The organism is Solimonas marina, from assembly GCF_012241385.1.
In the GTDB taxonomy this organism is placed as follows: Bacteria; Pseudomonadota; Gammaproteobacteria; order Nevskiales; family Nevskiaceae; genus Solimonas; species Solimonas marina.
Map to the genome: position 1 here is coordinate 42,797 of NZ_JAAVXB010000004.1, position 23,484 is coordinate 66,280.

19 protein-coding genes are annotated in these 23,484 nt (G+C 65.0%); 12 read left to right on the plus strand and 7 right to left on the minus strand.

Going from position 1 to position 23,484, the window contains the following annotated elements:
* Window positions 1-22: 22 nt before the first annotated feature.
* The 4 genes from G7Y82_RS08575 to G7Y82_RS08590 all read right to left on the minus strand — a co-directional run bounded on the left by G7Y82_RS08575 (window position 23) and on the right by G7Y82_RS08590 (window position 5,342).
* Entirely contained in the window at window positions 23-934 is a 912-nt protein-coding gene (locus G7Y82_RS08575) for an aspartyl/asparaginyl beta-hydroxylase domain-containing protein (protein WP_168147952.1), read from the minus strand.
* Window positions 935-1,067: 133 nt separating this feature from the next.
* Window positions 1,068-2,585 carry an aldehyde dehydrogenase family protein gene (locus G7Y82_RS08580; protein WP_168147637.1) on the minus strand — a complete coding sequence of 506 codons (1,518 nt, stop codon included), beginning with the start codon at window positions 2,583-2,585 and terminating at the stop codon, window positions 1,068-1,070.
* A 124-nt stretch (window positions 2,586-2,709) separates the two neighbouring features.
* A complete protein-coding gene (locus G7Y82_RS08585; RefSeq protein WP_168147638.1) occupies window positions 2,710-4,515 on the minus strand; it encodes a hypothetical protein in 1,806 nt (601 codons plus the stop codon).
* An 89-nt stretch (window positions 4,516-4,604) separates the two neighbouring features.
* A complete protein-coding gene (locus G7Y82_RS08590; RefSeq protein WP_168147639.1) occupies window positions 4,605-5,342 on the minus strand; it encodes a 16S rRNA (uracil(1498)-N(3))-methyltransferase in 738 nt (245 codons plus the stop codon).
* Window positions 5,343-5,448: 106 nt separating this feature from the next.
* Between G7Y82_RS08590 and G7Y82_RS08595 the strand changes: the two genes are divergently transcribed.
* The 9 genes from G7Y82_RS08595 (at window position 5,449) to G7Y82_RS08635 (ending at window position 15,457) form a co-directional block, all read left to right on the plus strand.
* Window positions 5,449-7,095: an MFS transporter gene (locus tag G7Y82_RS08595; RefSeq protein ID WP_168147640.1), complete on the plus strand. Its 1,647-nt coding sequence runs from the start codon at window positions 5,449-5,451 to the stop codon at window positions 7,093-7,095.
* A gap of 53 nt (window positions 7,096-7,148) precedes the next feature.
* Window positions 7,149-8,228 (plus strand): HlyD family secretion protein, encoded by a 1,080-nt coding sequence (locus G7Y82_RS08600; RefSeq protein WP_206370501.1) that lies wholly within the window; start codon window positions 7,149-7,151, stop codon window positions 8,226-8,228.
* Window positions 8,225-9,607 carry an efflux transporter outer membrane subunit gene (locus G7Y82_RS08605; protein WP_206370502.1) on the plus strand — a complete coding sequence of 461 codons (1,383 nt, stop codon included), beginning with the start codon at window positions 8,225-8,227 and terminating at the stop codon, window positions 9,605-9,607. The genes G7Y82_RS08600 and G7Y82_RS08605 overlap by 4 nt, the downstream gene beginning before the upstream one ends.
* Before the next feature lie 75 nt (window positions 9,608-9,682).
* Window positions 9,683-11,113, plus strand: coding sequence for a DUF1800 domain-containing protein (locus G7Y82_RS08610; RefSeq protein WP_168147642.1), 1,431 nt, complete (start codon window positions 9,683-9,685; stop codon window positions 11,111-11,113).
* A gap of 11 nt (window positions 11,114-11,124) precedes the next feature.
* Window positions 11,125-12,282: a DUF1501 domain-containing protein gene (locus tag G7Y82_RS08615; RefSeq protein WP_168147643.1), complete on the plus strand. Its 1,158-nt coding sequence runs from the start codon at window positions 11,125-11,127 to the stop codon at window positions 12,280-12,282.
* Between the two features lie 139 nt (window positions 12,283-12,421).
* Window positions 12,422-12,976, plus strand: coding sequence for an RNA polymerase sigma factor (locus G7Y82_RS08620; RefSeq protein ID WP_168147644.1), 555 nt, complete (start codon window positions 12,422-12,424; stop codon window positions 12,974-12,976).
* Entirely contained in the window at window positions 12,973-13,335 is a 363-nt protein-coding gene (locus tag G7Y82_RS08625; protein WP_168147645.1) for a hypothetical protein, read from the plus strand. The genes G7Y82_RS08620 and G7Y82_RS08625 overlap by 4 nt, the downstream gene beginning before the upstream one ends.
* 37 nt (window positions 13,336-13,372) lie before the next feature.
* Window positions 13,373-13,858, plus strand: a complete 486-nt coding sequence (locus G7Y82_RS08630; RefSeq protein WP_168147646.1) for a DUF3106 domain-containing protein — start codon at window positions 13,373-13,375, stop codon at window positions 13,856-13,858.
* 96 nt (window positions 13,859-13,954) lie between these two features.
* Window positions 13,955-15,457 carry a S41 family peptidase gene (locus tag G7Y82_RS08635; RefSeq protein ID WP_206370503.1) on the plus strand — a complete coding sequence of 501 codons (1,503 nt, stop codon included), beginning with the start codon at window positions 13,955-13,957 and terminating at the stop codon, window positions 15,455-15,457.
* 664 nt (window positions 15,458-16,121) lie between these two features.
* Here the strand turns inward: G7Y82_RS08635 and G7Y82_RS08640 are convergent.
* A complete protein-coding gene (locus G7Y82_RS08640) occupies window positions 16,122-17,060 on the minus strand; it encodes an AraC family transcriptional regulator (protein WP_168147648.1) in 939 nt (312 codons plus the stop codon).
* Window positions 17,061-17,257: 197 nt separating this feature from the next.
* On the opposite strand from G7Y82_RS08640, the gene G7Y82_RS08645 reads away from it, so the two are divergent.
* From G7Y82_RS08645 to G7Y82_RS08655, 3 genes are all read left to right on the plus strand, one after another.
* On the plus strand, window positions 17,258-18,244 hold the full coding sequence (locus G7Y82_RS08645) for an aldo/keto reductase (RefSeq protein ID WP_168147954.1): 987 nt from the start codon (window positions 17,258-17,260) through the stop codon (window positions 18,242-18,244).
* 74 nt (window positions 18,245-18,318) lie between these two features.
* Window positions 18,319-19,146 carry an aldo/keto reductase gene (locus tag G7Y82_RS08650; protein WP_168147649.1) on the plus strand — a complete coding sequence of 276 codons (828 nt, stop codon included), beginning with the start codon at window positions 18,319-18,321 and terminating at the stop codon, window positions 19,144-19,146.
* Between the two features lie 214 nt (window positions 19,147-19,360).
* A complete protein-coding gene (locus G7Y82_RS08655; RefSeq protein ID WP_168147650.1) occupies window positions 19,361-20,368 on the plus strand; it encodes an aldo/keto reductase in 1,008 nt (335 codons plus the stop codon).
* Between the two features lie 10 nt (window positions 20,369-20,378).
* On the opposite strand, the gene G7Y82_RS08660 is transcribed toward G7Y82_RS08655, so the two are convergent.
* Window positions 20,379-21,923, minus strand: a complete 1,545-nt coding sequence (locus G7Y82_RS08660; RefSeq protein WP_168147651.1) for a CehA/McbA family metallohydrolase — start codon at window positions 21,921-21,923, stop codon at window positions 20,379-20,381.
* Window positions 21,924-22,022: 99 nt separating this feature from the next.
* Window positions 22,023-23,417, minus strand: coding sequence for an adenosylmethionine--8-amino-7-oxononanoate transaminase (locus tag G7Y82_RS08665; RefSeq protein WP_168147652.1), 1,395 nt, complete (start codon window positions 23,415-23,417; stop codon window positions 22,023-22,025).
* Window positions 23,418-23,484: the final 67 nt, after the last annotated feature.

The following is a 23,484-nucleotide window of genomic DNA, read 5'->3' on the forward strand; positions in this document are numbered from 1 at the left end:
CGGTGGCGGCTCGCCCCGGGCGTCAAGGGTGCAGCGGCGGTAGAAAGATCCACGCGGCGAAGGCCGCCATGGCCACATATTTGAGCGCGTAATAGCCGCGCTTGCTGCGGTCCTTCATCCACTTGCCGGCGCGGCGGATGCTGTAGATGTAGGCGAACAGATGGTTGAACGCGCCGAGCTTTTCTTCGGGCAGGTTGCGGGAGGCCGCCGCCGCGACCATCACGCGACCGAAGGCGTGATTGACGGCGCGCGAGATCGGGCCTTTCATCGGCCGCTCGATGTCGCAGAACAGGATGATGCGGTATTGGTCGGTGTCATTCTTCGCCGAGTGCACATAGGTCTCGTCGAAGACCACGTCCTGCCCATCGCGCCAAGCGTATTTGTTGCCGTCGACCCAGATCGCGCAGTCGTCCGAATTCGGCGTGACCAGGCCGAGGTGATAGCGCAGGCTGCCGGCGAACGGGTCACGGTGCTCGCCCAGATTGCTGTGCGGCTGCAGCACCGTGAACATCGCCGCCTTCACCGACGGCGTCTGCCGCAGCAGTTCGATGGTGCGCGGACAGGCCTGCAGCGCCGACGGCAGGTAGTCGCGGTACCACTTCAGGTAGAAGCGCGTCCAACCCTTGCGGAAGAAGGAATTGAAGGCGAGGTCGTTGGTCTTGTCGGACTGGCGGATCAGGCCGCGACCGTAAAGCTGCTGGGCTTCGTCACGAATGATTTCCCAGTTGTCGCGCAGCAGCTTGAGTTCCGGAAATTCGTCGACCTTCAGGATCGGCGTGTTGGGCACTGCCGAGCGGGCATAGACGAACACGTTGTACGGCGCCATGAACGTCGAGTGATCGGTGAGCTGACGCTTGAACCGATGGCGCACGCGACCGCGGAAATGAATGTAGATCGCCGAGCTGAGGAACATCGCGACGACGGCGATCTTGATCCAGGTAGACAGGTCCATGCGGCCTCCAGATGTCACAGGGCGCGCATTCTAACTCCGAATGTTAATTGTTGGTAACATTAATTAGTCGAATTCATACAGTCGGCGTTAAGTTTGAAAACCTTTCAGTAAGCTTTCAGTCGCGCGGTCGCTGGCTGAACGCCTCAAGACGCAGCCCGTGCCAGGCGATGGCAAGCAGGCGGAATGCCCGAGTCCACAGTCCTCGGCCGTATAACGCGTCGACGAAGCGCTGAAAGCGGCGCAGCTTCTCATCGGTGTACGGGTACCAGTTGGCCTCGATCTTGGCCCCGCCCTGGTCGATCAGCACTGCTTTGCTGCGGGTGAAGCCCAGCAAGCCTTCCGGACCGCGCAGCTTGCCGAAGCCGCTTTTCTTGGCGCCGCCGAACGGCAGCCCCGGATTGCCCTCGCTCATGTTGACGTTGTTGATCGAGACGCCGCCGACTTCGAGTGCCGCGGCGACCCGTCGTGCGCGCGCCTGATCGGCGCTGAAGACACTGGCGCACAGACCGTAGTCGGTGCCGTTGGCCAGACGGATCGCCTCGGCCTCGTCGCCGAAACGCATGACTGGCAGCACCGGACCAAAGGTTTCGTCGGTCCAGACGCGCATCTGCGAGGTGACGTGATCGAGGATGACCGGCTCGACGATCAGCGAGTCGCGGTCGGGGATACGGCCATGGCGCAGGCGGGCGCCGAGCTGCAGCGCCTCCTCGATGTGGGCGATGACCTTGTCGCGCTGGAACGATGCGGTCATGCGGCCGATGTCGGCGTCGCCGCGGTCGTCAGTGCCGATCACCAGGCGGCTGGCTTCGCGGACCAGGTCGTCGACGAAGGCGTCATGAATGCGCTCGTGCACGAGCAGGCGCTCGACCGCACTGCACGATTGACCGGCATTGGTGAACGCGCCCCACAGGGCGCCGGCGACGGCACGCGGCGTGTGCGCGTCGTCGAAGACGATCATCGGGTCCTTGCCGCCCAGTTCCAGTTCGACCGGAATCAGTTGCTGCGCCGCCTGCGCCATGATGCGGGCGCCGGTCGCGCCGCTACCGGTGAAGAAGATCTTGGCCGGCCCAGCATCGATCAGCGCGCGACCCATGGCGCCGTCGCCGTAGGCAACATGGACGAGATCATTGAGCAAGGGCGATACGCCGACGAAGCGTTCGATCAGGCCGACGCAGGGCGCGTGCTCCGAAGGTTTGTAGACGATGGCATTGCCGCAGGCGACGGCGGCGGCGATCGCCGTGATGGCGTTGTGAAACGGGTAGTTCCACGGGCAGATCACCAGCACCACGCCGAGTGCCTCATGCCAGAGTTCGGAGCGCTTGCCGAGCAGCGTAATCGGCGTCGGGACTTTCTGCGGTGCCAGCAGGCGTGTCGCGTTGCCTTCCAGCCAGTGAATCCAGTCGACGGCGCCGATGATCTCGGCAATCAGGGCATCGGTGTGGCACTTGCCGACATCGCGCATGACAGCGTCGATCGCCTCATCCCGATGGTCGAGAATCTCCTGCTTGAGCGTACGCAGCGCAGCCAGGCGTGCATCAAGATCGGTCTGGCGGTGCCGAGCATAGCCGGCTCGCGCTGTCGTGAAGATTTGCGCGGCGACGTGCCGGGGCTCGGTCGGGGTGGCGGCGTCCATGGCGGCTCGGGTTCGATGGGAACTGCCGCATGATGCCGAACAGACGCCTGTCAGCCTTGACCGATCGCGCCACTACGTCTGCCGGAGCCGCCCGGTGCCACAGGGTGGCACCGGGCGGCCAGCCTTACTCGAAGGTGTCGATGCGGAATTCGCTCGACGCGTCGGGCATATTGCGCAGCTCGTCGATCAGATATTTTTTTGTCCCGTCGGCGCTATAGAAGACGAAGCGCGGGTCGCGCAAATAACGCGTGCCCGCCACGGTGGCCGGCGGCACGCTGCGGGTCGATTGCAGATTCAGATACGTGCTGTCGAACAGGCTGACATAGCCGTTGCAGTCGTCGCCGTAGTCGTAACCGTAGCTGCATCCGGCGGAGTACTGCACCAGTGCGATTTCCTTCTTCGCACCGGTCTGGTCTAGCGACACGATTCGTGGCCCATAGCTGCTGCTATTGAGCGTCAGCGAGCCGGTGTAGATCATGTCCCGGCTCTGTACGGTCGACGAGCGGAACACGTTGCCACAGGCTGTGTAGATGCTCGTTCCCTCTTGAGAGAACCAGAGGTTGCCGCACATCGCGTAGTCGCCGTGATAGGGCGAGTCATACAGTTCTTTCAGCGGAACCGAACGGGCGTCGAACTTGGCGATATCGCTCGGCGACAGCCCATTGTCGGCCGTATAGATGTAGTCGCCGGAAGGATGCAGGCGGCCAAGCGTGCCGGCGTAGATCGAGGCGTAGCTGCTCAGACTTTCGACGTTGGTGGCGATTGCGACGGAATGAATCGAGGCCCATTGATCGCGTGTCGGGAAGGCATGTACGTAACCGCGCCCGTCGAGAACGAGATCGAGGACTTCGGCCGAAACATCAAGTTCGCGCGTGGCCCCGGCAGCACCGATCTTGGTCAGATCGACAACGGTGATCTTGCCGTCGTGGCCAACGGCAGCCTGCTTGCCGTCCGGGCCGACGGACACGGCGGTCGGAATCTTGTTGAGTGCCTGCTGCTGCTCCGTGCCGCTCGTGACGTCGTATACGTAGAGGGCATTGCTCGGATAACTGGAGACCATAACGATGGCATTCAAAGCATCGCTGTACTCCGCGTCGATGACGTCATGCGTCAGGGGCTGTGTGGCGTCGATCGTGACCGGCGGCTGCGAGACCGTTGTTTCCGTCACGGTGTAGCTGACGTCAACGGTCGCAGGGCTGCCGTTGACTGGCTGGGTGCAGGCGGCGTCATAGCAGGCGGTTACCGTCACGGTATCTTCGTGAACGCCGGCGCTGAGGCTGCCGGGGTCCCGGAATGTGATCGTGAGCGTCTCACTATCGGTCGTCGTCGCAGGCAGGCTGACCGACGCGATGCCGTCCTGTGTCGACGTGGCCTTCGTGTAGACCGTGCTCTGTGCCCATGGCAATGAGACACTGACGGATGCCTGTGGTGCACCGTCTCCGGTCGAGGCTGACGCGGTGACCACGTTCGGCGAGAGCTGTAACGCCGTGGCCGGGCTGTTCGTGACGGTATAGGTGACGGTTACGATGGCGGGGCTGTTGTCGACGTACCGCTCGCAGCTTTCGTCGTAGCACGCCAGTACGGTGACGGTATCGGTATACGTGCCGGCCGGCAGTGTCGAAGGATCGCGCAGGCTGATGTCCAGCTCGCCGCTCGTCGCGCCGGTCTGGTTGAGGGTTGCGTAGTTGATGCCCCTCGTCGTGTAGTTGACGCCGGCATAGACGTCCGTGTCCGCAGCGCCCGGCAGCGAGATGGTCGTGATCAATATCGGTGCCGCCTGTCCGGCACCCGCCGACGCGGACAGGGCGTTCGTTCCAAGCTGCAGCGAAACGTTACCGCCTTTGCCGCCTCCGCCGCCGCCACAGGCTGCAAGCACGGCGCACAGCAAAACCGGCAGCGCGCGGCTGCCGAGCATCGATTTGATATTCATGGTTCCCTGATACTGATGACGATCCCCACCGGCAAAGGTAAGGGATGGCAAGCTCGGAAACCAGAAGCCGCCGGTGGTCTTTTGTGACCTTAGTCCCAATCTCCCCACAGCGCTTGCAGCGCGGCGAGTGCGGCGACACCGGCGGTTTCGGTGCGCAGGACGCGCGGCCCCATGCGGATGCCGGTAAAACCCCCGGCGTGCGCGCGGCGTAGCTCGGCGTCGTCGAGTCCCCCTTCAGGGCCGACCAGGAGTGTCAGTGGACCGTTCGGCGGCGATAAGCTGCGCAGGCCTTGTGCGGCCAGCGGATCGAGCGTCACGGCCAGGCCGGCGCGATCGCGGGTGTCGAGCCAGCCGGGCAGGGGAGCGATGGCGGCCAGCGCCGGCATGCGGGTGCGGCCGGACTGCTCGCAGGCCGAGACGATCACGCCGCGCCAGTGTTCGAGCTTTTTCTCCCAGCGTTCGGCGTCGAGCTTGACGACGCTGCGCTGCGACAGCAGCGGCACGATGCGCGTGACGCCCAGCTCGACGGCCTTCTGCAGCGTGTAGTCCATGCGATCGCCCTTGGACACGCACTGCGCGAGCGTCAGGTCCAGCGGCGATTCGCGATCGACATCGATCGCCGGTCCGAGGCGGGCGACGGCTTCGCGCTTGCCGACATCGACGAGTTCGGCGGGGTATTCGCGGCCAGAGCCGTCGAAGGCGACGAAGTTTTCGCCGGGGCGCAGGCGCAGCACCTGAATCAGGTGGCGGAACGCGGTGTCCGGCAGGCGCACGGTGGCGTCGTCGGCCAGTGCGAGATGTTCGAAATAAATGCGGGGTGCGGCCATGGCGCGAAGGATACGACGGCCGCGACCGTCACGGGGCAGCGTCGTTCATCGACGCCGCGGTCGGGCTCCGGTAGGCTCCGCAAAAAAGCACAGACATTGGATGGTCGTGACGACGATCGACAGGGGATCTTCGCGATCGGCACCGCAGCCGGCGCCGGTTGCGGCGCCACCCGCCGCAGCGTCCAAGCCGCTGACGTACTCAGCGGCCTGTGTCGGCATCTCGTTGTTGCTCGGCATCATGCAAGGCCTGGGCGTCAACATGGTCAGCGCCAACCTGCCGTATATCCAGGGCTCGCTCGGCAGCGACCAGATCGAAGCGAGCTGGCTGGTCACGGTCTACATGATGACCAACGTCGCGATGGCGCCACTGCTGATCAAGTTTCGCAACCAATATGGTCTGCGATTGTTCGCCGATCTCGCGCTGTCCTTGTTCATCGTCGTCACCGCCGCGCACTTGCTGACCAACGATCTGCGCACGGCGCTGGCCATGCGTGCGGCACTCGGCATCGCCGCTGCGCCACTGACGTCGCTGGCCTTGTTGTACATGATCGAAGCATTCCCGCCGAGTCGCCTGACCATGGCGCTGCCATTGGGGCTGACGGCCACGCAGATCTCGATTCCGCTGGCGCGCATCTTTCCGATCGATCTGCTGCAGATCGATCAGTGGCATGGCATCTATCTGGTCGAGCTGGGGCTCGGTTTGATGGCGCTGGCGTCGGTCAACCTGCTGCGCCTGCCGCCGCGGCCGATGTTTCCGTCCTTCGATCGGCTCGATGTCATCGTCTTTCCATTGTTCGCCGGCGGCATGGCCATGCTTTGCGCGGTGCTGAGCCAGGGCAGCACGCTGTGGTGGACCGAGCGCGCCTGGCTCGGCTGGTGCCTGGCCGGTGCCATCGCCTGTCTGTTCACGGCGGCGATCATCGAGCTGCGCCGTTCGCGGCCGATGCTCGACTACCGCTGGCTGACGTCGACCTACATGTTGCGTTTCTTTTCCTCGATTCTGCTGTTTCGCATCGTGCTGTCGGAGCAGACCAGTGGCGCCGTCGGCCTGCTGACGACGCTGGGCATGTACAACGAGCAGGAGCATCTGCTGTTCGGGTTCGTGCTGCTGGCGACCATCGCCGGTTCGCTCACGGTGATGTGGTTCATGACCCACGATCGCCTGCGCTACGTGTTGATCTTCGCGTTGTTGTTGATCATCGTCGCGGCACTTTCAGACGCCGGTTCGACCAACCTCGTGCGGCCGATGAATTTCTATCTGACGCAGACGGCGATCGGCTATGCCAGCGCGCTGTTTCTACCGGCGGCGATGTTCTTTGGCATCACGCAGGCATTCGCGCGCGGTCCAGCCTATCTCGTCAGCTTCTCCGCCATCTTCAGTATCGGCAACAACGTCGGCGGCCTGGCCGGCTCGGCGTTGGTGCGCAGCTTCGTGACCTGGCGCGAGAAGTTTCACTCCAATCATCTGGTCGGCGACATGAATCTTGGCGATCCGGAGGTCGCGCAGCGCGTGCACCAGCTCAGCGGCGCGTTCGCGCCGAGCGTGAGCGACACCACCTTGCGCTCGGCCGAAGGCGCGGCGCAGCTGTCGGCGCAGGCATCTCGCGAATCCTATGTGCTGGCCTACAACGATGCGTTCATCCTGATCGCGTGCATTGCCGCGGTCGTCCTGATCTGGTTTACCTATCTGACCTTCCGCGCACATCGCGACAGCACGCGTAACGCGCCGATGCCCGGTACCGCACGCTCATGAGCGAACAAGATCCAGCCCAGCCCGCGGCGCCCAGCGCGCCTCCCGCATCGCCCGTGCCGCCACCGCAGAAGCGGCTCAACGCGCCGGCGACCATCGCGATTGCCGTGATCGGCATCACCGGTGTGCTGCTGATTCTCTACGCCTGGCGGCTATGGCCGTTCTCGAGCGCTGTGGAGCGGACCGACAACGCCTATGTCCATGGTCGCGTCACGCTGGTCAGCCCGCGCGTCGACGGCTATGTCACGGCGGTGCCGGTGCAGGACTTCATGCCGGTTCGGGCGGGACAACTGCTGGCGCAGATCGACGATCACATCTATCGCCAGCACGTCGATCAGGCGCAGGCCAGCCTCGATTCGGCACGTGCCAGCCTGGCGAATTTCGAGCAGGCCAAGCGCTCTCGCCAGGCCGCCATCGATTCGCAGCATGCGCAGTTGGCGAGTGCCGAGGCGCAGCTCAAACGTGCCACGGCCGACATGCGGCGCGCCGACGCGCTGATCGCCGACGGCTCGATTTCCACACGTGAGCACGACCAGACCGCTGCCGCATTCGAGCAGGCCAAGGCATCGGTGCAGCAGGCGCGCGCGGCGCTGGAAGTCGGCCGGCAGGACCTGAAAACCACGGAAGTCGGTCGCAGCAGCCTGTCGGCCGCCGTCGAAAGTGCCGAGGCGCAGCTCAAGCTGGCGCAGATCAATCTGCAGAACACGCGCATCGTTGCGCCGGAATCCGGTCGTCTGAGCGAAGTCTCGGTGCGCGTCGGCCAGTATGTGTCCCCCGGGAGCCAGCTGATGTATCTGGTGCCGCCGCATCCGTGGGTGATCGCCAATTTCAAGGAGGCGCAGACCGCCCATATGCATCCGGGGCAGCAGGCCCGCATCCTCGTCGACGCGCTCGGCGGCGCAACGATCTGGGGCACGGTCGAGCGCCTGTCGCCGGCCACCGGTTCGCAATTCAGTGTACTCAAGCCGGACAACGCGACCGGTAATTTCGTGAAGATCGCCCAGCGCATTCCGGTGCGTATCAAGATTGACGATGGCCAGCAGCTCGCCGCGCGCCTGTCGCCCGGCATGTCGGTCGTCGTTCACGTCGATACCGCCACCGAGGCGGACGACGCCGGCCATCGGACCGCGCCTTGAAACGGCATCTGCTGGCCGTTTGCATTGCCCTGCCGCTCGCCGCGTGCAGTGCGGCGCTGCATCCGCTGCCGGACGTGAAAACACCGGACCATTGGCAGGGCGATACCGCCCCGCTCGACACGGCTGCCGCAGCGGCGCCGGACTGGTGGTCAGGGTTTGGCGATCCCGTGCTGGTCGATCTGATCGAGACTGCGCTGCGGCAGAATACCGACATGGCCGCCGCGGTCGCGCGCGTCGATCAGGCGCGAGCGCAGGCACGGGCTGCCGCCGCCGGACTGTGGCCGCAGCTCAATGCGTCGGTCAGCGCGCAGCGCTCGCGATCGGTGTCGGCGGCGACCGGCAAACCCGTCGAGGCCACGGCCGTCGAGCCCTTGCTGCAGGCCAGCTACGAGGTCGACCTTTGGGGGCGCCTGGATCGTCTCGATCTGGCGGCGCGCGCCAGCCTGTTGGGCAGTGAGGCGTCGCGCGACACCGTGGCGCTGACCGTCGCTGCGTCGGTGGCCAAGGCCTATCTTGGATTGCGCGCGATCGATGCACGGCTCGATATTGCGCGACAGACCGTGGCGACCCGCGAAGCGGCGCTCAAGCTGGCGCGCTCGCAGGCTGCAAGTGGTTACATCTCGCAGCTCGATCTCGATCAATCCGAGGCCGAGTACCGCGCGGCAACGCAGCTGGTGCCGCAGCTCGAGCAAGCGCGCACCCAGCAACAGAACGCCTTGCGTCTGCTGCTGGGCGAGCTGCCTGGCGAGGTGCAACGCGGCGCGGCGTTCGACGCGCTGAAGTTCCCGGCCGTGCCGGCCGTTTTGCCGAGCCAACTGCTGCGGCGGCGCCCGGACGTGGCGCAGGCCGAGCAGCAGGTTGCCGCCGCCGACGCGAGCTGGGCCGCAGCGCGCGACCGCTTGCTGCCAAGCCTGAACCTGTCGGCGTCGATCGGCAGCCTGTTCGAAGCGCAGTTGCCGAATGATCCGGTCAACATCTGGAGCGTTGGCGGCAGCATCCTCGCGCCGATCTTCAATCACGGCGCGCTCAGTGCGCAGGCCAGCGCCGCGCAGGCGCAGCGCGTGCAGGCGGTCGAGGCTTACCGCAAAACGGTGTTGACGGCATTCTCGGAAGTCGAGAATGCGCTCGCTGCGGTACACGACCTCGATGCGCAGATGAACGAAGCGCAACAACAGCGTGACGCGTTGGCCGCCGCCTATCATCACGCGCAACGCCGTTATCAGGCCGGCTATTCGTCGTATCTCGATCCCCTGGTGGCGCAACGCTCGCTGCTGACCGCCGAGCTGGGCCTCGTGCAGTTGCGCGCCGATCAGCTCAATGCTCGGGTTACGCTCTATCAGGCGCTCGGCGGCGGCTGGCGACGTCCAGACGAGCGCTGACTCAGTCGCGATCGCTGTCAACCGATGGCGGCGCCGGACGTTATAGAGCCGGGACTGTCATTCGAGGAGGCGCCGATGTGGCGCTATCGGTTCATCGCTACTCTGTTGGGCTTGAGTGTGACGGCGGCGCCGGCCTGGGCACTGACGGACACTCAGGCGCGGCAGCTGCTGTGGCGTACCGGGTTTGATGCGCCTCCCGAGCGGGTGTCTGCGCTCAGGCCGCTCTCGCAAGGTCAGGCCGTCGATCGTCTGGTCGATGCGGCTGCCGACGATCGCTTGGCGAAGACGCCAGCGCCGGACTGGGTCGGTGAACCGATCACGGTGCCGTTCGTGCCCAAGGATTTGGGCGACGACGAGAAGCAGGCGTTCCGGCGGATGTGGGCGCAGCGTGATCTACAGCTGCAGGCGTGGTGGATGCAGGAAATGCTGACGACCGAAACGCCACTGGCCGAGCGAATGACACTGTTCTGGCACGGGCACTTCACGTCGTCGCTACAAAGTGTGCGCGCTGGTCAGCTGATGTACCGACAGAACGTCATGCTGCGCGCCAATGCGCTCGGTAACTACCGGACCCTGCTGCATGAAGTGGCGCACGATCCGGCGATGCTGCGCTATCTGAACAACCAGCAAAACCGCAAGGGCGCACCCAACGAAAACTTTGCACGTGAGCTGCTGGAACTCTTTACGCTGGGCGAGGGCCACTACAGCGAGCACGACATGCAGCAGGCCGCACGTGCATTCACGGGGTGGAAGGCGTTGCCACCCGATGGTCGGTTCGTCGAGGTTCGCCGGCAACACGACGATGGCATCAAGTCGTTCCTGGGCCAGCGCGGCAACTTCGACGGCGACGACATCATCGACATCATCCTGCGGCAACCGCAAGCGGCGGTATTCATCGTCGATGAACTCTGGCACGAATTTGTTTCACCGAACCCGGATCCCAGCGAAGTCGAGCGGCTGGCGTCGTCGTTTCGCAAAGATTGGCAGATTGCACCGTTGATGAAGCAGTTGCTGCGCGAGCCTGAGGTGATCGATGCCCGGAGCGCCGGCACGCTGGTCAAATCCCCGGTCGAGTTTGTGGTCGGCACGGTCCGGTCCATTGGCTTGCCATTGACGCCGCTATCGGCGGTGCTGGCTGCCGACAGCATGGGACAGGCGCTGTTCTATCCGCCCAACGTTAAAGGTTGGCCCGGCGGTGATGGCTGGATTACCAGCGACGCCCTGTTGTCTCGGCGCCAGTTCGTGTTGGCGCTGGCTGGCGATGCGCCGATGGTGGCGCCGCAAGGGCAGGGGCGCGAGGCCAATCTGCGCAAGCGTGAATATCAGCAGCTGCGCCGGCAGCGCGCGGTGGTCGCGCGCCGCTTCGGCGAGTTCGCTGAATCCTTGCCGCCTGATGCTGCGCTTCAGATGCTGGCGTTGAACCCTGTGCAGCCGCCGGTTGATGGTGCCAAGCCACCGGACCGGCTCGAGACCTGGTTGCTCGATCCGGTCTACAACCTGAAATAGCGAGGCGTGCCATGCACCGTCGACATTTTTTGCAGGCAGCGGCACTGCTGCCACTTTCGCTGACACCGCTGTCGCAGGCGATGGCCGCGGCACGTGATCCGGGCAAGCCACTGCGTAGACTCGTCCTGGTCGAGCTCAATGGCGGCAATGATGGGCTCAACACCGTCGTGCCCTATGCCGATGAGCAGTACTACACATTGAGGCCACAACTCGGCATTGGCCGTGATCAAGTGTTGCCGCTCGACGAGCGGGTCGGTTTCAACCCCGCGCTCGAGCCGCTGATGCCGCTGTTCAAGCGCGGTGAGCTGGCGGTCGTACAGGGCGTCGGATACGCCCCGGCCAATCGCTCACACTTTCGCTCGATCGAAATCTGGGACACCGCGACCGACGCCGATGTCACCAGTAACGATGGCTGGCTGGGGCAGCTCGATGCGCCCGAGCAGTTCGGCCGCAGCTTCGCGGCGAACGCGGTGGTCATCGGTCGCAATCCACGTCCAGTGAGCGGGCCGAAGATGGCGCCCGTGGTGATGTCGGACGCGGCAAGCTTCGTCGCCGAGGCGAAGGGTGTACAGGCCGTCGACGATGCAAGTGCAACGCCAGCCTTGCGCCACGTTCTGAGCGTTGAGCGCAACATCGTTACAGCGGGGCGTTCGATCGGTGCCGATCGCCCCGCGGCGGCTGGGAATTTTCCCCGTACACCATTCGGTCAGGACGCAGCGCAGGCAGCGGGCTTGCTGATCGGCGATCCGGCGACCCCGATCGTCAAAATTGCACTGACGGGCTTCGACACGCACGTCGATCAGCGTGGGCGTCAGGATGCGCTGCTGGCGCAATTTGCCGATACGATGGTGGCATTGCGGCAGGCGTTCGTTGCCGCCGGTATTTGGGACGACGTGCTGATTGTCACGTACTCTGAATTCGGGCGACGCGCACGACAGAATGCCAGCGGTGGGACCGACCACGGCAAGGCGGCACCGCACTTCATCATCGGCGGCAAAGTACGCGGTGGCTTGTATGGAGAAGCCCCGCAGCTCGCGCGCCTGGATGACGGTGATGTGCCGGCGACGACGGACTTTCGCCGTGTCTACAACACCGTGCTCGTCAATTGGTGGAAGGCTCGCGGCATGGCCATTGCGCCGCACGAGCACCCACCGCTGTCGCTGATCTAATCACCTGCCCGATGGTTGATGGGCGCCGGGGCAGGACACGTGCAGGAGGACGCTTGAATGAATTCGGCCTCTCGGCGGTTATCGACATTCGTCATGCAGTCACGCGCCGGCGAGTTCTCGCCGAGGCGAAGACGACCGCATGGCTGACGCCCCCTGGCCGGCCGCATTGGATGAATTTCTTGCGAGCGTCGAGATTCGCGCGCTGCGGATTGCCGAGTTGTCGACGCAGCAGCGCGACGATGCGCTCGACTTGGTGCAGGACGCGATGCTGCGTTTCACCCGTCGCTATGCCGCGCGACCGCCGGATGAATGGACGCCGCTGTTCTGGCGCGTGTTGCAGAACCGTATCCACGATTGGCGGCGGCAGCGAATCCGGACGTATCGCTTATTCCAGCGCACGACGCCGGCCGATGGCGAATCGGGGCGTGGTCAGACCGCAGCCATTGATCAGATCGAGGCGCCGCAGGCGCACGGCGCGGAATTTTTTCAGCGTGCGGAAGCCATGCGCCATCTCGAAGCGGCGCTGCGTGACTTGCCGCGACGGCAGCGCGAGGCGTTCGAACTGCGCGTCTGGGAAGGACTCGATGTCGCCGGTACGGCGAAGGCGATGGGGTGCAGCGCTGGCAGCGTCAAGACGCATCTGTCACGCGCGTTGCACGTGTTGCGGCAGCGGCTGCAGGGGGTGTGGCCATGATCGATGAAGCTCAGTTGGATCGTGATGTGCAAACGCTGCGCGAGCAGTTGCGTGCCTCGGAATCGACGGATGCCGTGACGGCCATGCGGCTGCACGCCATCCGCCGTGCTGCCCTGGAAGTTGCCGGTGCGCGTCGGCATTCCCCCAGGGGTGTGGTGTTCGCGACGGCTGTGGTTTTGATTGTGGTGCTTGGCGCGGCGTGGATCTATGGCCGACCGCATCCGCAGGTCGATGTGTCGTCTGTCGATGCGCTTGACGTGTTGACGGATGACGTGGATTCGGACTTCTACGAGCATCTGGATATGTATCGCTGGCTGTCCGAGCCCGACAGTACAGCGACGAAGGACGATCATGTCTAGGACCGGGCGCGCAGTGGCCGGATGCAGTGGTCTCGCCATGATGCTGGCCGTCGCCGCGGTACCGGTTCGTGCCGGCGCTCCGGCTCGTTGGGATGCGTTGACGCAGCAGCAGCAGTCGCTGCTGGCGCCCATGCAGCAACAGTGGCCGAATTTGCCGGAAGCTCGCCGTGAGCGCTTGATCGATGGGGCCAATCACTGGGCACGCTTGAGCCCAGAGCAGCAGGATAAGGCTCGCGAGCGTCTGCGTCGTTGGCAGCAGATGACGCCGAAGCAGCGCCAACTGCTGCAGCTACGGCGTCAGGAATTTAGACAAATGACGCCGGCCGAGCGTGCGCGCGCCAAGGCCCGTTATCAGCAGATGCGCACCTTGAGTCCCCAGCAACGGCGACAGATCAACGATCGCTTCCGAAAACTCAGCCAGCAAGCCGGTGGATTGGCCAAGGCATGCCCGGGGGATATCGATCAGCGGCTCGATTGTCTCGGTGTTCCGCGCTTGCCGGCGTCGGCTGACGGGCCGGGCTGAGGATTCGCCCGGTGCCCGAACGTCAACAGGCGGCGCTATAGTCGGCTGACGGGTTAACCAGACGGTGAAGTTGCGATGAAGACGCGAGGATCAGGCGTGTCCCACTCGGTGCGTGCGCTGGCTGGCACGCTAGCGCTGCTGACGTTGGCGGCCTGTGGCGGTGGTGGCGGTAGTTCGGCGTTCGACGACCGCGTCGGCGACGCATCGCAGTACGCCAACCAATGCGCTGCGCCGCGCAGCGGCACCGATCCCTACACCGGTGAGGCTTATCCGGACGTGCAAGGCACCCTGGCCAATGAGCGCGACTGGGTGCACGCCTACATGAACGCGATCTACCTTTGGTACAAGGAGATCCCGAGCGTTGATTCCAGCGGCTACACGGCCAGTGCCTACGGCAGCGATTACGCGGCGCTCGATGCGTACTTTCAGGCGCTGAAGACGCCGAACACGACGTCGTCCGGCAAGCTCGAAGACCAGTTCAGCTTTACCTATCCGACCGCGGCCTGGGATGCGCTCGCGCAATCCGGCGTGACGGTCAGCTATGGCCTGCAGTTCGCTGCGCTGGCGACGGCGCCACCACGCGATTTTCGCGTGGCGTACACCGAGCCGAATCGGCCGAGCAGCAACGACGGGGTCGACCGCGGCGCCAAGATTCTCGCGATCGACGGCGTCGACATGATCAACGGCAGCGACGTCGATACGCTCAACGCCGGACTGTTTCCGTCCGCCGCCGGCGAGCAGCACGTCTTTCGTTTTGAAGACACCGACGGCACGACGCAAGACGTGACGCTGACCGCCGAGGACGTGACCGAAACGCCGGTGCAGAACGTCCAGACCATCAGCACATCGACCGGTAGCGTCGGCTATCTGCTGTTCAACGATCACATCGCAACCGCCGAAGGCGAACTGAAGAATGCAATCCAGACCTTGGCGGATGACGACGTCAGCGATCTGGTGCTCGACATTCGCTACAACGGTGGTGGTTATCTCGACATCGCCAGCGAACTGGCCTACATGATCGCCGGGCCGGCGCAGACCGCCGGCAAGGTCTTCGAGCGGCTGAAGTACAACGACAAAAATCCCCTGGCCGATACGGATAGCGCGACCACCGGCTTTCACAGCACCACGGTCGGTTTCGATCCCAGCGTTGCCGACGGCTCGGCGTTGCCCTATCTGAATCTGAGCAAGGTCTACGTGCTGGTCGGCGCCGGCACGTGCTCGGCGAGCGAGGCGGTGATCAATGGTCTGCGCGGCGTCGGTGTCGACGTGGTCTTGATTGGCGATACGACCTGCGGCAAGCCCTACGGCTTCTACCAGGCTGACAACTGCGGCACCTCGTATTTCGCGATCGAATTCCAGGGCGTCAACAATGCCGGGTTCGGCGACTACGCGGACGGTTTCACGCCGGACTGCGCGGTCGACGACGACTTCGATCATGCGCTGGGCGATCCGTCCGAGAGTCTGCTGGCCACGGCGCTGAGCTATCGCGACAGCGGCGCCTGTCCGTCGACCAGCAAGCGCGCCAGTCTGGTCTCGCCGGTCAAGGTCTTGCGCTCGCCGGTCCGCGAAAACCTGATCGTCACGCCGCCGCAGCGCTAGCGCGCTGCAAAAAGATCGTGAACCACAGATTTCACAGATTCACGCAGATTTGAAGCGAAGCACCAAGACCATGCATTTCTCTGTGTAATCTGTGGTTCACGCTTTTGGCCTTCCGGGGCCTGTGCAGGTTTGCCCGCCGGCCGGGCTGCCAGCTGCGACCGGGGCGGAGTCGCCGTCTCGGCCGACAAGATTTTGAACCGCAGATTTTGCAGATTGATGCAGACTCAGACTTGAGAATGAAGGCTGTTCATTCTTCTGTGTCATCTGTGAAATCTGTGGTTCACGCTTTAGCGCTGCCGGGCCTACGCAGGCTTTTCCGGACAGCCGGGCTTCGCCAGCTGCGACCTGAGGCGAAGCCGCCGCATCGGCTGAGAGGATTTTGAACCGCAGATGACGCAGATTGACGCAGATTCAGACTTGAGAATGAAGGCTGTTCATTCTTCTGCGTCATCTGTGAAATCTGTGGTTCATGCTTTTGCGCTTCCGGGCCTGCGCAGGTTTCCCCGGACAGCCGGGCTGCCAGCTGCGGCCAGGGCGGAGTCGCCGCACCGGCCGACAAGATATTGAACCGCAGATTGACGCAGACTCAGACTTGAGAATGAAGGCTGTTCATTCTTCTGTGTCATCTGTGAAATCTGTGGTTCACGCTTTTGATTTTCCCACCCTAGGCCGCGATCTCCGCCTCGCGCAGGCGGTCGATTTCCTGCTTCGGCGGCGCGCCGAACAGGCGCTTGTATTCGCGGCTGAACTGCGAGGCGCTTTCATAGCCGACGCGATGCGCGGCGGCATTGGCTTCCAGGCCTAGTGCCAGCATCAGGCGACGCGCTTCGTGCAGGCGCAGGTGCTTCTGGAACTGCAGCGGCGACATTGCCGTGACCGCCTTGAAGTGGTGGTGCAGGGCAGACGCGCTCATGCAGGCCGCTTCGGCCAGTTCGTCGATGCGTAGCGATTCGGTGTAACGCGTGCGCAGGATGCGGATCGCACGCGAGACGCGGTCGGCGCGGCTGTCAGCCGTGGCCAGTTCGCGCAGGCGGTCGCCGAGTTCGCCGACCAGCACGCGGTAGTAAATCTCGCGGATCGCCAGCGGCGCCAGCACCGCGGTGTCCTGCGGTGCGTCGAGCAGGCGCAGCAGGCGCAGCACCGCATCGAGCAACGGCGCCGTCGAGCGTGCCGAATACAGGCCGCGGTCGATCGACGCGTTGGCGGCGACGGCGCGGGTATCGGTTTCGAGCATCAGTGCGCTGACGTCGCGCGGATCGACCGACAGGCGCAGGCCGAGAAACGGCTTCTCGGCAGAGGCTTCGATGATCTGGCCGCCGACCGGCAGCGTCACCGAGACGACGAGGTAGTGCAGGGGGTCATAAAAGTAGGGCTCGCCGTCGAGCAGGGCCTGCTTGCGGCCCTGCGCGACGACGAAGATCGCCGGTTCGTAGACGGTCGGCTTGCATTGCGTGGTGTCGGTGGCGCGCGAGACGTGTAGCTGTTCGATGGCGGTGTCGTGATTGCCGTCTGTCGGCGCCAGACGCGAGAGGCGCGCGGCCAGCTCGTTGCGCGGCGCGGCCAGCGGATCGTCGTCCGTGTAGTCGGCCAAGGTTGTGCTCATGCCAAGGTACCCCTGATCGATTTTGGGCATGCCTACATTATGCGCGGCGCAGTGACCAGTGCTGGCGTTGCAGGGGTGGTTTGGAGAATTAGGCAATTATCGAGCAGCAATCGTCTAACGCCGCTTGCCGCCCGGCGCCTAATCTGGCCACTCCCCCGCAGTCCCATCTCACAGGAGCCCTTCCCGTGCGCGATTCCATTTCCCAGCGTCAACTCGGCCGTCAGGGCCCGCGTGTGTCGGCCGTGGGTCTCGGCTGCATGGGCATGTCCGAGTTTTACGGCGCGACCAACGAGGCAAACTCGCTGGCCGTCATTCACCATGCGCTCGACCGCGGCATCAACTTCCTCGATACGGCGGACCTGTACGGTTCCGGCGCCAATGAGCGGCTGCTGGCGCAGGTGCTGCAAACGCGCCGCGACGAGGTCGTGCTGGCGACCAAGTTCGGCATTCCGCGCGGTCCGAACGGCGAGAAGCTCGGCGTCGACGGCCGGCCCGAATACGTGCGCGCGGCCTGCGAGGCGAGCCTGCACCGTCTCGGTGTCGAGACCATCGATCTGTACTACCAGTACCGCGTCGATCCGAAGGTGCCGATCGAGGACACCGTCGGCGCGATGGCTGATCTGGTGCGCGCCGGCAAGATCCGGCATCTGGGGCTGTCGGAGACCTCGGCGGCGACGCTGCGCCGCGCCGCAGCCGTGCATCCGATCGCCGCGTTGCAGAGCGAATATTCGCTGACCTCGCGGGATATCGAAGACGAAGTCCTGCCGGCCTGCCGCGAACTGGGTGTGGCCTTGGTCGCGTGCAGCCCGCTTGGCCGCGGGTTCCTGAGCGGTTCGATCCAGACCCAGGCCGATCTGGCTGACAACGACGTGCGGCGTCTGCTGCCGCGCTTTTCGGATTCGAACCTGACGACCAACCTGCAGCTCGTCATCGCCATCACCGAACTCGCCGCGGCGCGTGGCGTGCTGCCGGCGCAGTTGGCGCTGGCCTGGCTGCTCGACCAGGGCGACGATATCGTGCCGATTCCGGGTACGCGCCGCGCCGTGCGCATCGACCAGAACGTTGCCGCCAGCGCGCTCGCGCTCAGCGATCACGAGCGTCATGCGCTGCGCGCGATCTTCGCCGCCAGCCGCGTCGCCGGGCAGCGCTACAACGATGCCGGCATGGCGCTCGTCAACGCCTGAACCACAAAGGCCGGCGTTCTCTGCGCCGGCCTATCATCATGGCCCCGCTTCCATCGACTTGGAGATTTATACGGATGCCCCCCGTTCCGTCCATCAAGCTGGCCGACGGCCAGCACATTCCGCAATTCGGCCTCGGTGTGTTTCAGACGCCGGCTGACCAGACCGCCGAGATCGTCGGCGACGCCTTCCGCCTGGGCTATCGCCACATCGACACGGCGGCGATCTACAAAAACGAGGCCGGCGTCGGCGCGGCAGTTGCGGCGTCCGGGCTCGCCCGCGACGAGTTGTACATCACCACCAAGCTGTGGAATGCCGAGCAGGGATACGACAGTGGCTTGCGTGCGCTCGACACCAGCCTGGCCACGCTTGGGCTCGACACGATCGATCTGTACCTGATTCATTGGCCGTGTCCGGCCAACGGCAAATTCGTCGACAGTTGGAAGGCATTGATCCAGGCGCAGAAGGACGGCAAGGTCAAGTCCATCGGCGTATCGAACTTTCGTGTCGAGGATCTTGATCGCATCGCGCAGGCGACCGGCGTGGTGCCGGTCATCAACCAGATCGAGCTGCACCCGTATTTGCAGCAGGGCGCGCTGCGCGCCTATCACGATCAGCACGGCATCGTCACCGAATCCTGGAGCCCGCTGGCACGCGGCAACGAGCTGTTGTCGCATGCGACGCTGCAGGCGATCGCCGCCGCTCACGGCAAGACGGCGGCGCAGGTGATTCTGCGTTGGCATCTGCAACTGGGCCTGGTGGTGTTTCCGAAATCGGCGACGCCGTCGCGGATCAAGGAAAACATCGAGATATTCGACTTCGTTCTCAGCGACGACGACATGCGCGCGATTGCCGCGCTCGACACCGGCACGCGCATCGGCCCCGATCCGGCGACGATGAACTAACCGCGCGCCGCCGTCGGCAATCGGCATGAAGTGCAAGCGCGGCCATGGCCGCGCTTTTTGGTTTGCGGCCAGGTCCGACCGCACGCGCCAGCATCGAGCAAGCATCGGCCAGCAATCGGATACGGCCGAGTCTGTGCATCGCCCTAGACTGCGACGATGCGGAGAATGCTCGCTCGCGAGGTTCACCGCGCCATCCAAACTGCGGAGAAACGCAATGACGCAAACGACTCTCGCACAGCGCCGCCTTGGCGCCGACGGCCCACTGGTTTCGGCCATCGGCCTGGGCTGCATGGGCATGTCCGATTTCTACGGCCAACGCGACGACGCCGAATCGCTGGCGACCGTGGCGCTGGCGCTCGAGCGCGGCGTCAACCTGCTCGACACGGCCGACATGTACGGCCCGTTCACGAACGAGGAACTGGTCGGCCGCGCGATCAAGGGCCGCCGCCACGAGGTGTTTCTCGCCACCAAGTTCGGTATCCGGCGCGACCCCAGCGATCCGGCGGTGCGCGGCGTCAACGGTCGTCCGGAATACGTGCGCGAGGCGGTCGAAGGCAGCTTGCGGCGGCTCGGCGTCGACCACATCGACCTGTACTACCAGCATCGCGTCGACCGTACGGTGCCGATCGAGGACACCGTCGGCGCCATGGCCGATCTGGTTCGTGCCGGAAAGGTGCGTTATCTCGGCTTGTCGGAAGCCTCGGCGGCGACGCTGGAACGCGCGTGCCGTGTGCATCCGATCGCCGCCTTGCAGAGCGAGTACTCGCTGTGGACGCGGGACGTCGACGAGCAGGGTGTCTTGGCGACCTGCCGCCGGCTCGGCGTGTCGCTGGTCGCCTACAGTCCGCTGGGCCGTGGCTTTCTGTCCGGCGCCTACCGGTCACCCGACGACTTCGACGCCGACGACTACCGCCGCGACAGTCCGCGCTTCCAGGGCGAGAATTTCACGCGCAACCTGGAACTGGTGGCCAAGGTCGCCGAATTCGCGGCGGCGCGTGGCTGCACGCCAGCGCAACTGGCGCTGGCCTGGGTGCTGGCACGCGGCGACGACATCGTGCCGATCCCGGGGACCAAGCGGCGCCGCTATCTCGAGGAGAACATCGGCGCACTGTCGGTGCAGCTCAGTGCCCGCGATCTGGCCGACCTCGAAGCGGTGTTCCCGGCTGGCGCGGCCGCGGGGCTGCGCTATCCCGAAGCGTCGATGGGAACGGTCGGCGGTTAGCGCTGCGCGCCTATCGCGGGCGTATCCAGATCGGGCTGCTGTACGCCAGCGATTCGCCGGCGGCGTTGTCGACGCGCACGAAGAACCAGTGTTCGCCGTCGGCGCCCACCGGCAGGGTGTAGCGCAGCGTGTCGCCGCGTGCGGTGAACAAGGGGCTGCCGGGACCGTCGGCCAACGGCGCGTCCGGGTCGGCGTGGTCGTAGAGCTGCAGGATGCCGTCGAATGGCGTGCCGTCGGCGCGTGAGACGCTGACGCGCAGCGCCACGCCGGCGCCGCTGTCACATTGCAGGCGCGCGCCCATCGGGTAGCCGCCGGCGTCGAGGTCGATCGTCAGATCCTCGCCCGCGAGACGGCCGACCAGCGCATAGGTGCGCCGCGCCTTCATCGCCGCGTAGAGGCCGGCTTCGTCCAGCGATTCGGCCAATACCACGGTCTTCGGATGCGACGGCAGCGCCCAGGTCGTGTCGTGCATGTCCTCGCCGCCGATCGCGCCGACGTGCCAGCCCTGATCGAGCGCGCGCATGTAGTGGTCGGCGTAGCGGTCCTTGCGGCCGGCCTCGGGGCGGTCGCCACTGGTGCCGCTGTTGAAGACCTCGATGCCGATCATCTGCGCGTCGGTGCCGGCCACGTATTCGAAGTCGTTCCAGTTGCAGCTCGCATCGTTGTCGGACAGGCACTTGTCGCCGGGGTGGTTGAAGATTCCGAGGCCGTCCGCACCGCCGCCCAGCGCCGTGACACCGGCCGTGAGGTCGGGGCCGGGGGCGCGCTGCAACCAGTCCCAGAACGGCGTCATCGAGCCGACGTAGCCGCCGTCGAGCTTGGCGTTGGTGAAGTTCGACGAGAACAGCACATTGATGTGGCCGAATCGGTCCGACGTCCATTCGAAACCGCGGATCGGTACGTAGCCGTTGACGCGGTCGGCGTCCTGCTGCTGACGCGTTGCCTCCCATTTATGAAAATCGCCGACATCCGGGACCAGGCAGGTCAGCAGGCCGGTCAGCGATTCGAAGCAGTCCGAGCCGACCGACAGGTAGAGAATGTCGTTGAGCGTGTCGGAGTGATCGGTGACCGCCACGAAATCCAGTCCGTTGTCGTGGCCGGCGACGAACACGTCGTGCGGCGTCGAATGAATGTCGCCGTCGGAATACGCCGTATGCGCGTGAATCAAGCCGCGATACGGCAGCAGCGGGCCGCCCGGTGCGTCGTCGCTGTCGCAGGCACTGGCCGTTGCCGCCGTGAAATGCGCGTTCACGGTCTGATCGCGGTCGAGCGTCAGCGTGCAGGTGTCGCCGCTGCAGGCGCCGTCGAAACCGGCGAAGCGGCCGCCGGCCGCCGCGCTGGCCGTCAGCGTGATCGTGTTGCCGGCGTCGAAGGTCGCCGCGCATTGCGTGCCGCAGTCGATACCGGCCGGAGTCGAGACCACGTCGCCATCGCCATCGCCGTCGACGACGACCGTCAGGCGATGTTGCGATCCGCCGTCACTCGCGCCGCCGCTTCCGCCGCCGCAGCCCATCAGGGCGAACGCGCATAGCGTCGCCGACCAAAATCCCCGCATCCCCACGGCCGCTCCCCTGCAGCGAAAGGCGGCGATGATGGACGGCGACGATGAAGCGGCGTTGACAGCCGCGAGCCTGCCGTGACGCTGTCGCAGCCGTCAGTCGCGTACCGCGCGCCGGATGCCTTCGGTGGCGACCTTGCACAGGGTCTCGACCTCGCGCGGGGTGATCACATACGGCGGCATGAAGTAGATGACGTTGCCGAGCGGACGCAGCAGCACGCCGTGTTCGAGGCCGTAGTTGTAGACCCGCACGCCGCGGCGCTCCTCGGACGGGAACGGTTCCTTGGTGCGAATGTTCTTGGCCAGCTCGATCGCCAGCACCATGCCTTGCTGCCGCACTTCGGCGACATGCGGCAACTGCCGCAGCTCGGCGGTTTGCGCCCACATCAGTTGCGACAGCGCGCGATTGGTGGCCAGCACGCGGGTGTCCTCGAACAGGTCCAGCGTTGCCAGTGCCGCGCGGCAGGCCAGCGGATTGCCGGTGTACGAATGCGAATGCAGAAAGGCCTTGCCTTCGCGGTACTCGGCCCAGAAGGCCTCGTAGATCGACTCGCGGGTCAGCGTCACCGCCAGCGGTATGGTGCCGCCGGTGATGCCCTTGGACAGGCACATGAAGTCCGGCGTGATGCCCGGTTGCGCGTCCTCGTCGAAGCCCGGCGGCGGCGCCCAGTCGCAGCCGAACAAGCGGCCGGTGCGACCGAAGCCGACCGCGATCTCGTCGGCAATCAGATGCACGCCGTGACGGTCGCAGGCCTCGCGCAACAGGGTCAGGTACAGCGGGTGATACATGCGCATGCCGCCCGCGCACTGGATCAGCGGCTCGACGATCACCGCGCAGACCTCGTCGGCGTGCTGTTCCAGCGCCCGCTCCATGTGCCAGAACTGGCGGCGCGTGTAGTCCTCCCACGATTCACCGGCGCCGCGCGGGTAGCAGTCGGGCGACGGAACATGGATCGGTTCGAGCAGCAGCGGCGCGTAGGTGTCGCGGTACATGCTCGGGCCGCCCATCGCCAGCGCGCCCAGCGTCTCGCCGTGGTAGCTGTTTTCGAGCGCGATGAAGCGGGTCTTCTTCGTCTGGCCGGTATTGCGCCAGTAGTGGAAGCTCATCTTCAGCGCGACTTCGACCGCCGACGAGCCGTTGTCGGCATAGAAGCAGCGATTCAGGCCCGGCGGTGCCAGACGCACCAGACGTTCCGACAGCTCGACGATCGGCGCATGCGTGAAGCCGGCCAGCATCACATGGTCGAGCTCGTCGAGCTGGGCCTTCAGCGCCTCGACAATCGCCGGATGGCGGTGGCCGAAGATATTGGTCCACCACGAGCTGACGGCGTCGAGATAACGCTTGCCCTCGAAATCCTCCAGCCACACGCCGTCGGCGCGCTTGACGGGAATCATCGGCAGCGTCGGCGCCTCGCCGTCGTGATCGCGCATCTGCGTGCAGGGGTGCCAGACGTGCGCCAGCGAGCGCGTTTTCCAATGGTCGTTGTTCATGAATTCGTTGCGCTGACGGCGCGGACAGGTCTGTGGCCGTCGATAGAAAATCGTTGTGAATTGTAAC

Bases quoted from the DNA above. Each gene is read 5' to 3' on its own strand.
- G7Y82_RS08590 (WP_168147639.1), bottom strand. From the start codon at position 5,342: ATGGCCGCACCCCGCATTTATTTCGAACATCTCGCACTGGCCGACGAC.
- G7Y82_RS08615 (WP_168147643.1), top strand. From the start codon at position 11,125: ATGCACCGTCGACATTTTTTGCAGGCAGCGGCACTGCTGCCACTTTCG.
- G7Y82_RS08655 (WP_168147650.1), top strand. From the start codon at position 19,361: ATGACGCAAACGACTCTCGCACAGCGCCGCCTTGGCGCCGACGGCCCA.
- G7Y82_RS08610 (WP_168147642.1), top strand. From the start codon at position 9,683: ATGTGGCGCTATCGGTTCATCGCTACTCTGTTGGGCTTGAGTGTGACG.
- G7Y82_RS08630 (WP_168147646.1), top strand. From the start codon at position 13,373: ATGATGCTGGCCGTCGCCGCGGTACCGGTTCGTGCCGGCGCTCCGGCT.
- G7Y82_RS08625 (WP_168147645.1), top strand. From the start codon at position 12,973: ATGATCGATGAAGCTCAGTTGGATCGTGATGTGCAAACGCTGCGCGAG.
- G7Y82_RS08640 (WP_168147648.1), bottom strand. From the start codon at position 17,060: ATGAGCACAACCTTGGCCGACTACACGGACGACGATCCGCTGGCCGCG.
- G7Y82_RS08580 (WP_168147637.1), bottom strand. From the start codon at position 2,585: ATGGACGCCGCCACCCCGACCGAGCCCCGGCACGTCGCCGCGCAAATC.
- G7Y82_RS08585 (WP_168147638.1), bottom strand. From the start codon at position 4,515: ATGAATATCAAATCGATGCTCGGCAGCCGCGCGCTGCCGGTTTTGCTG.
- G7Y82_RS08650 (WP_168147649.1), top strand. From the start codon at position 18,319: ATGCCCCCCGTTCCGTCCATCAAGCTGGCCGACGGCCAGCACATTCCG.
- G7Y82_RS08620 (WP_168147644.1), top strand. From the start codon at position 12,422: ATGGCTGACGCCCCCTGGCCGGCCGCATTGGATGAATTTCTTGCGAGC.
- G7Y82_RS08660 (WP_168147651.1), bottom strand. From the start codon at position 21,923: ATGCGGGGATTTTGGTCGGCGACGCTATGCGCGTTCGCCCTGATGGGC.
- G7Y82_RS08665 (WP_168147652.1), bottom strand. From the start codon at position 23,417: ATGAACAACGACCATTGGAAAACGCGCTCGCTGGCGCACGTCTGGCAC.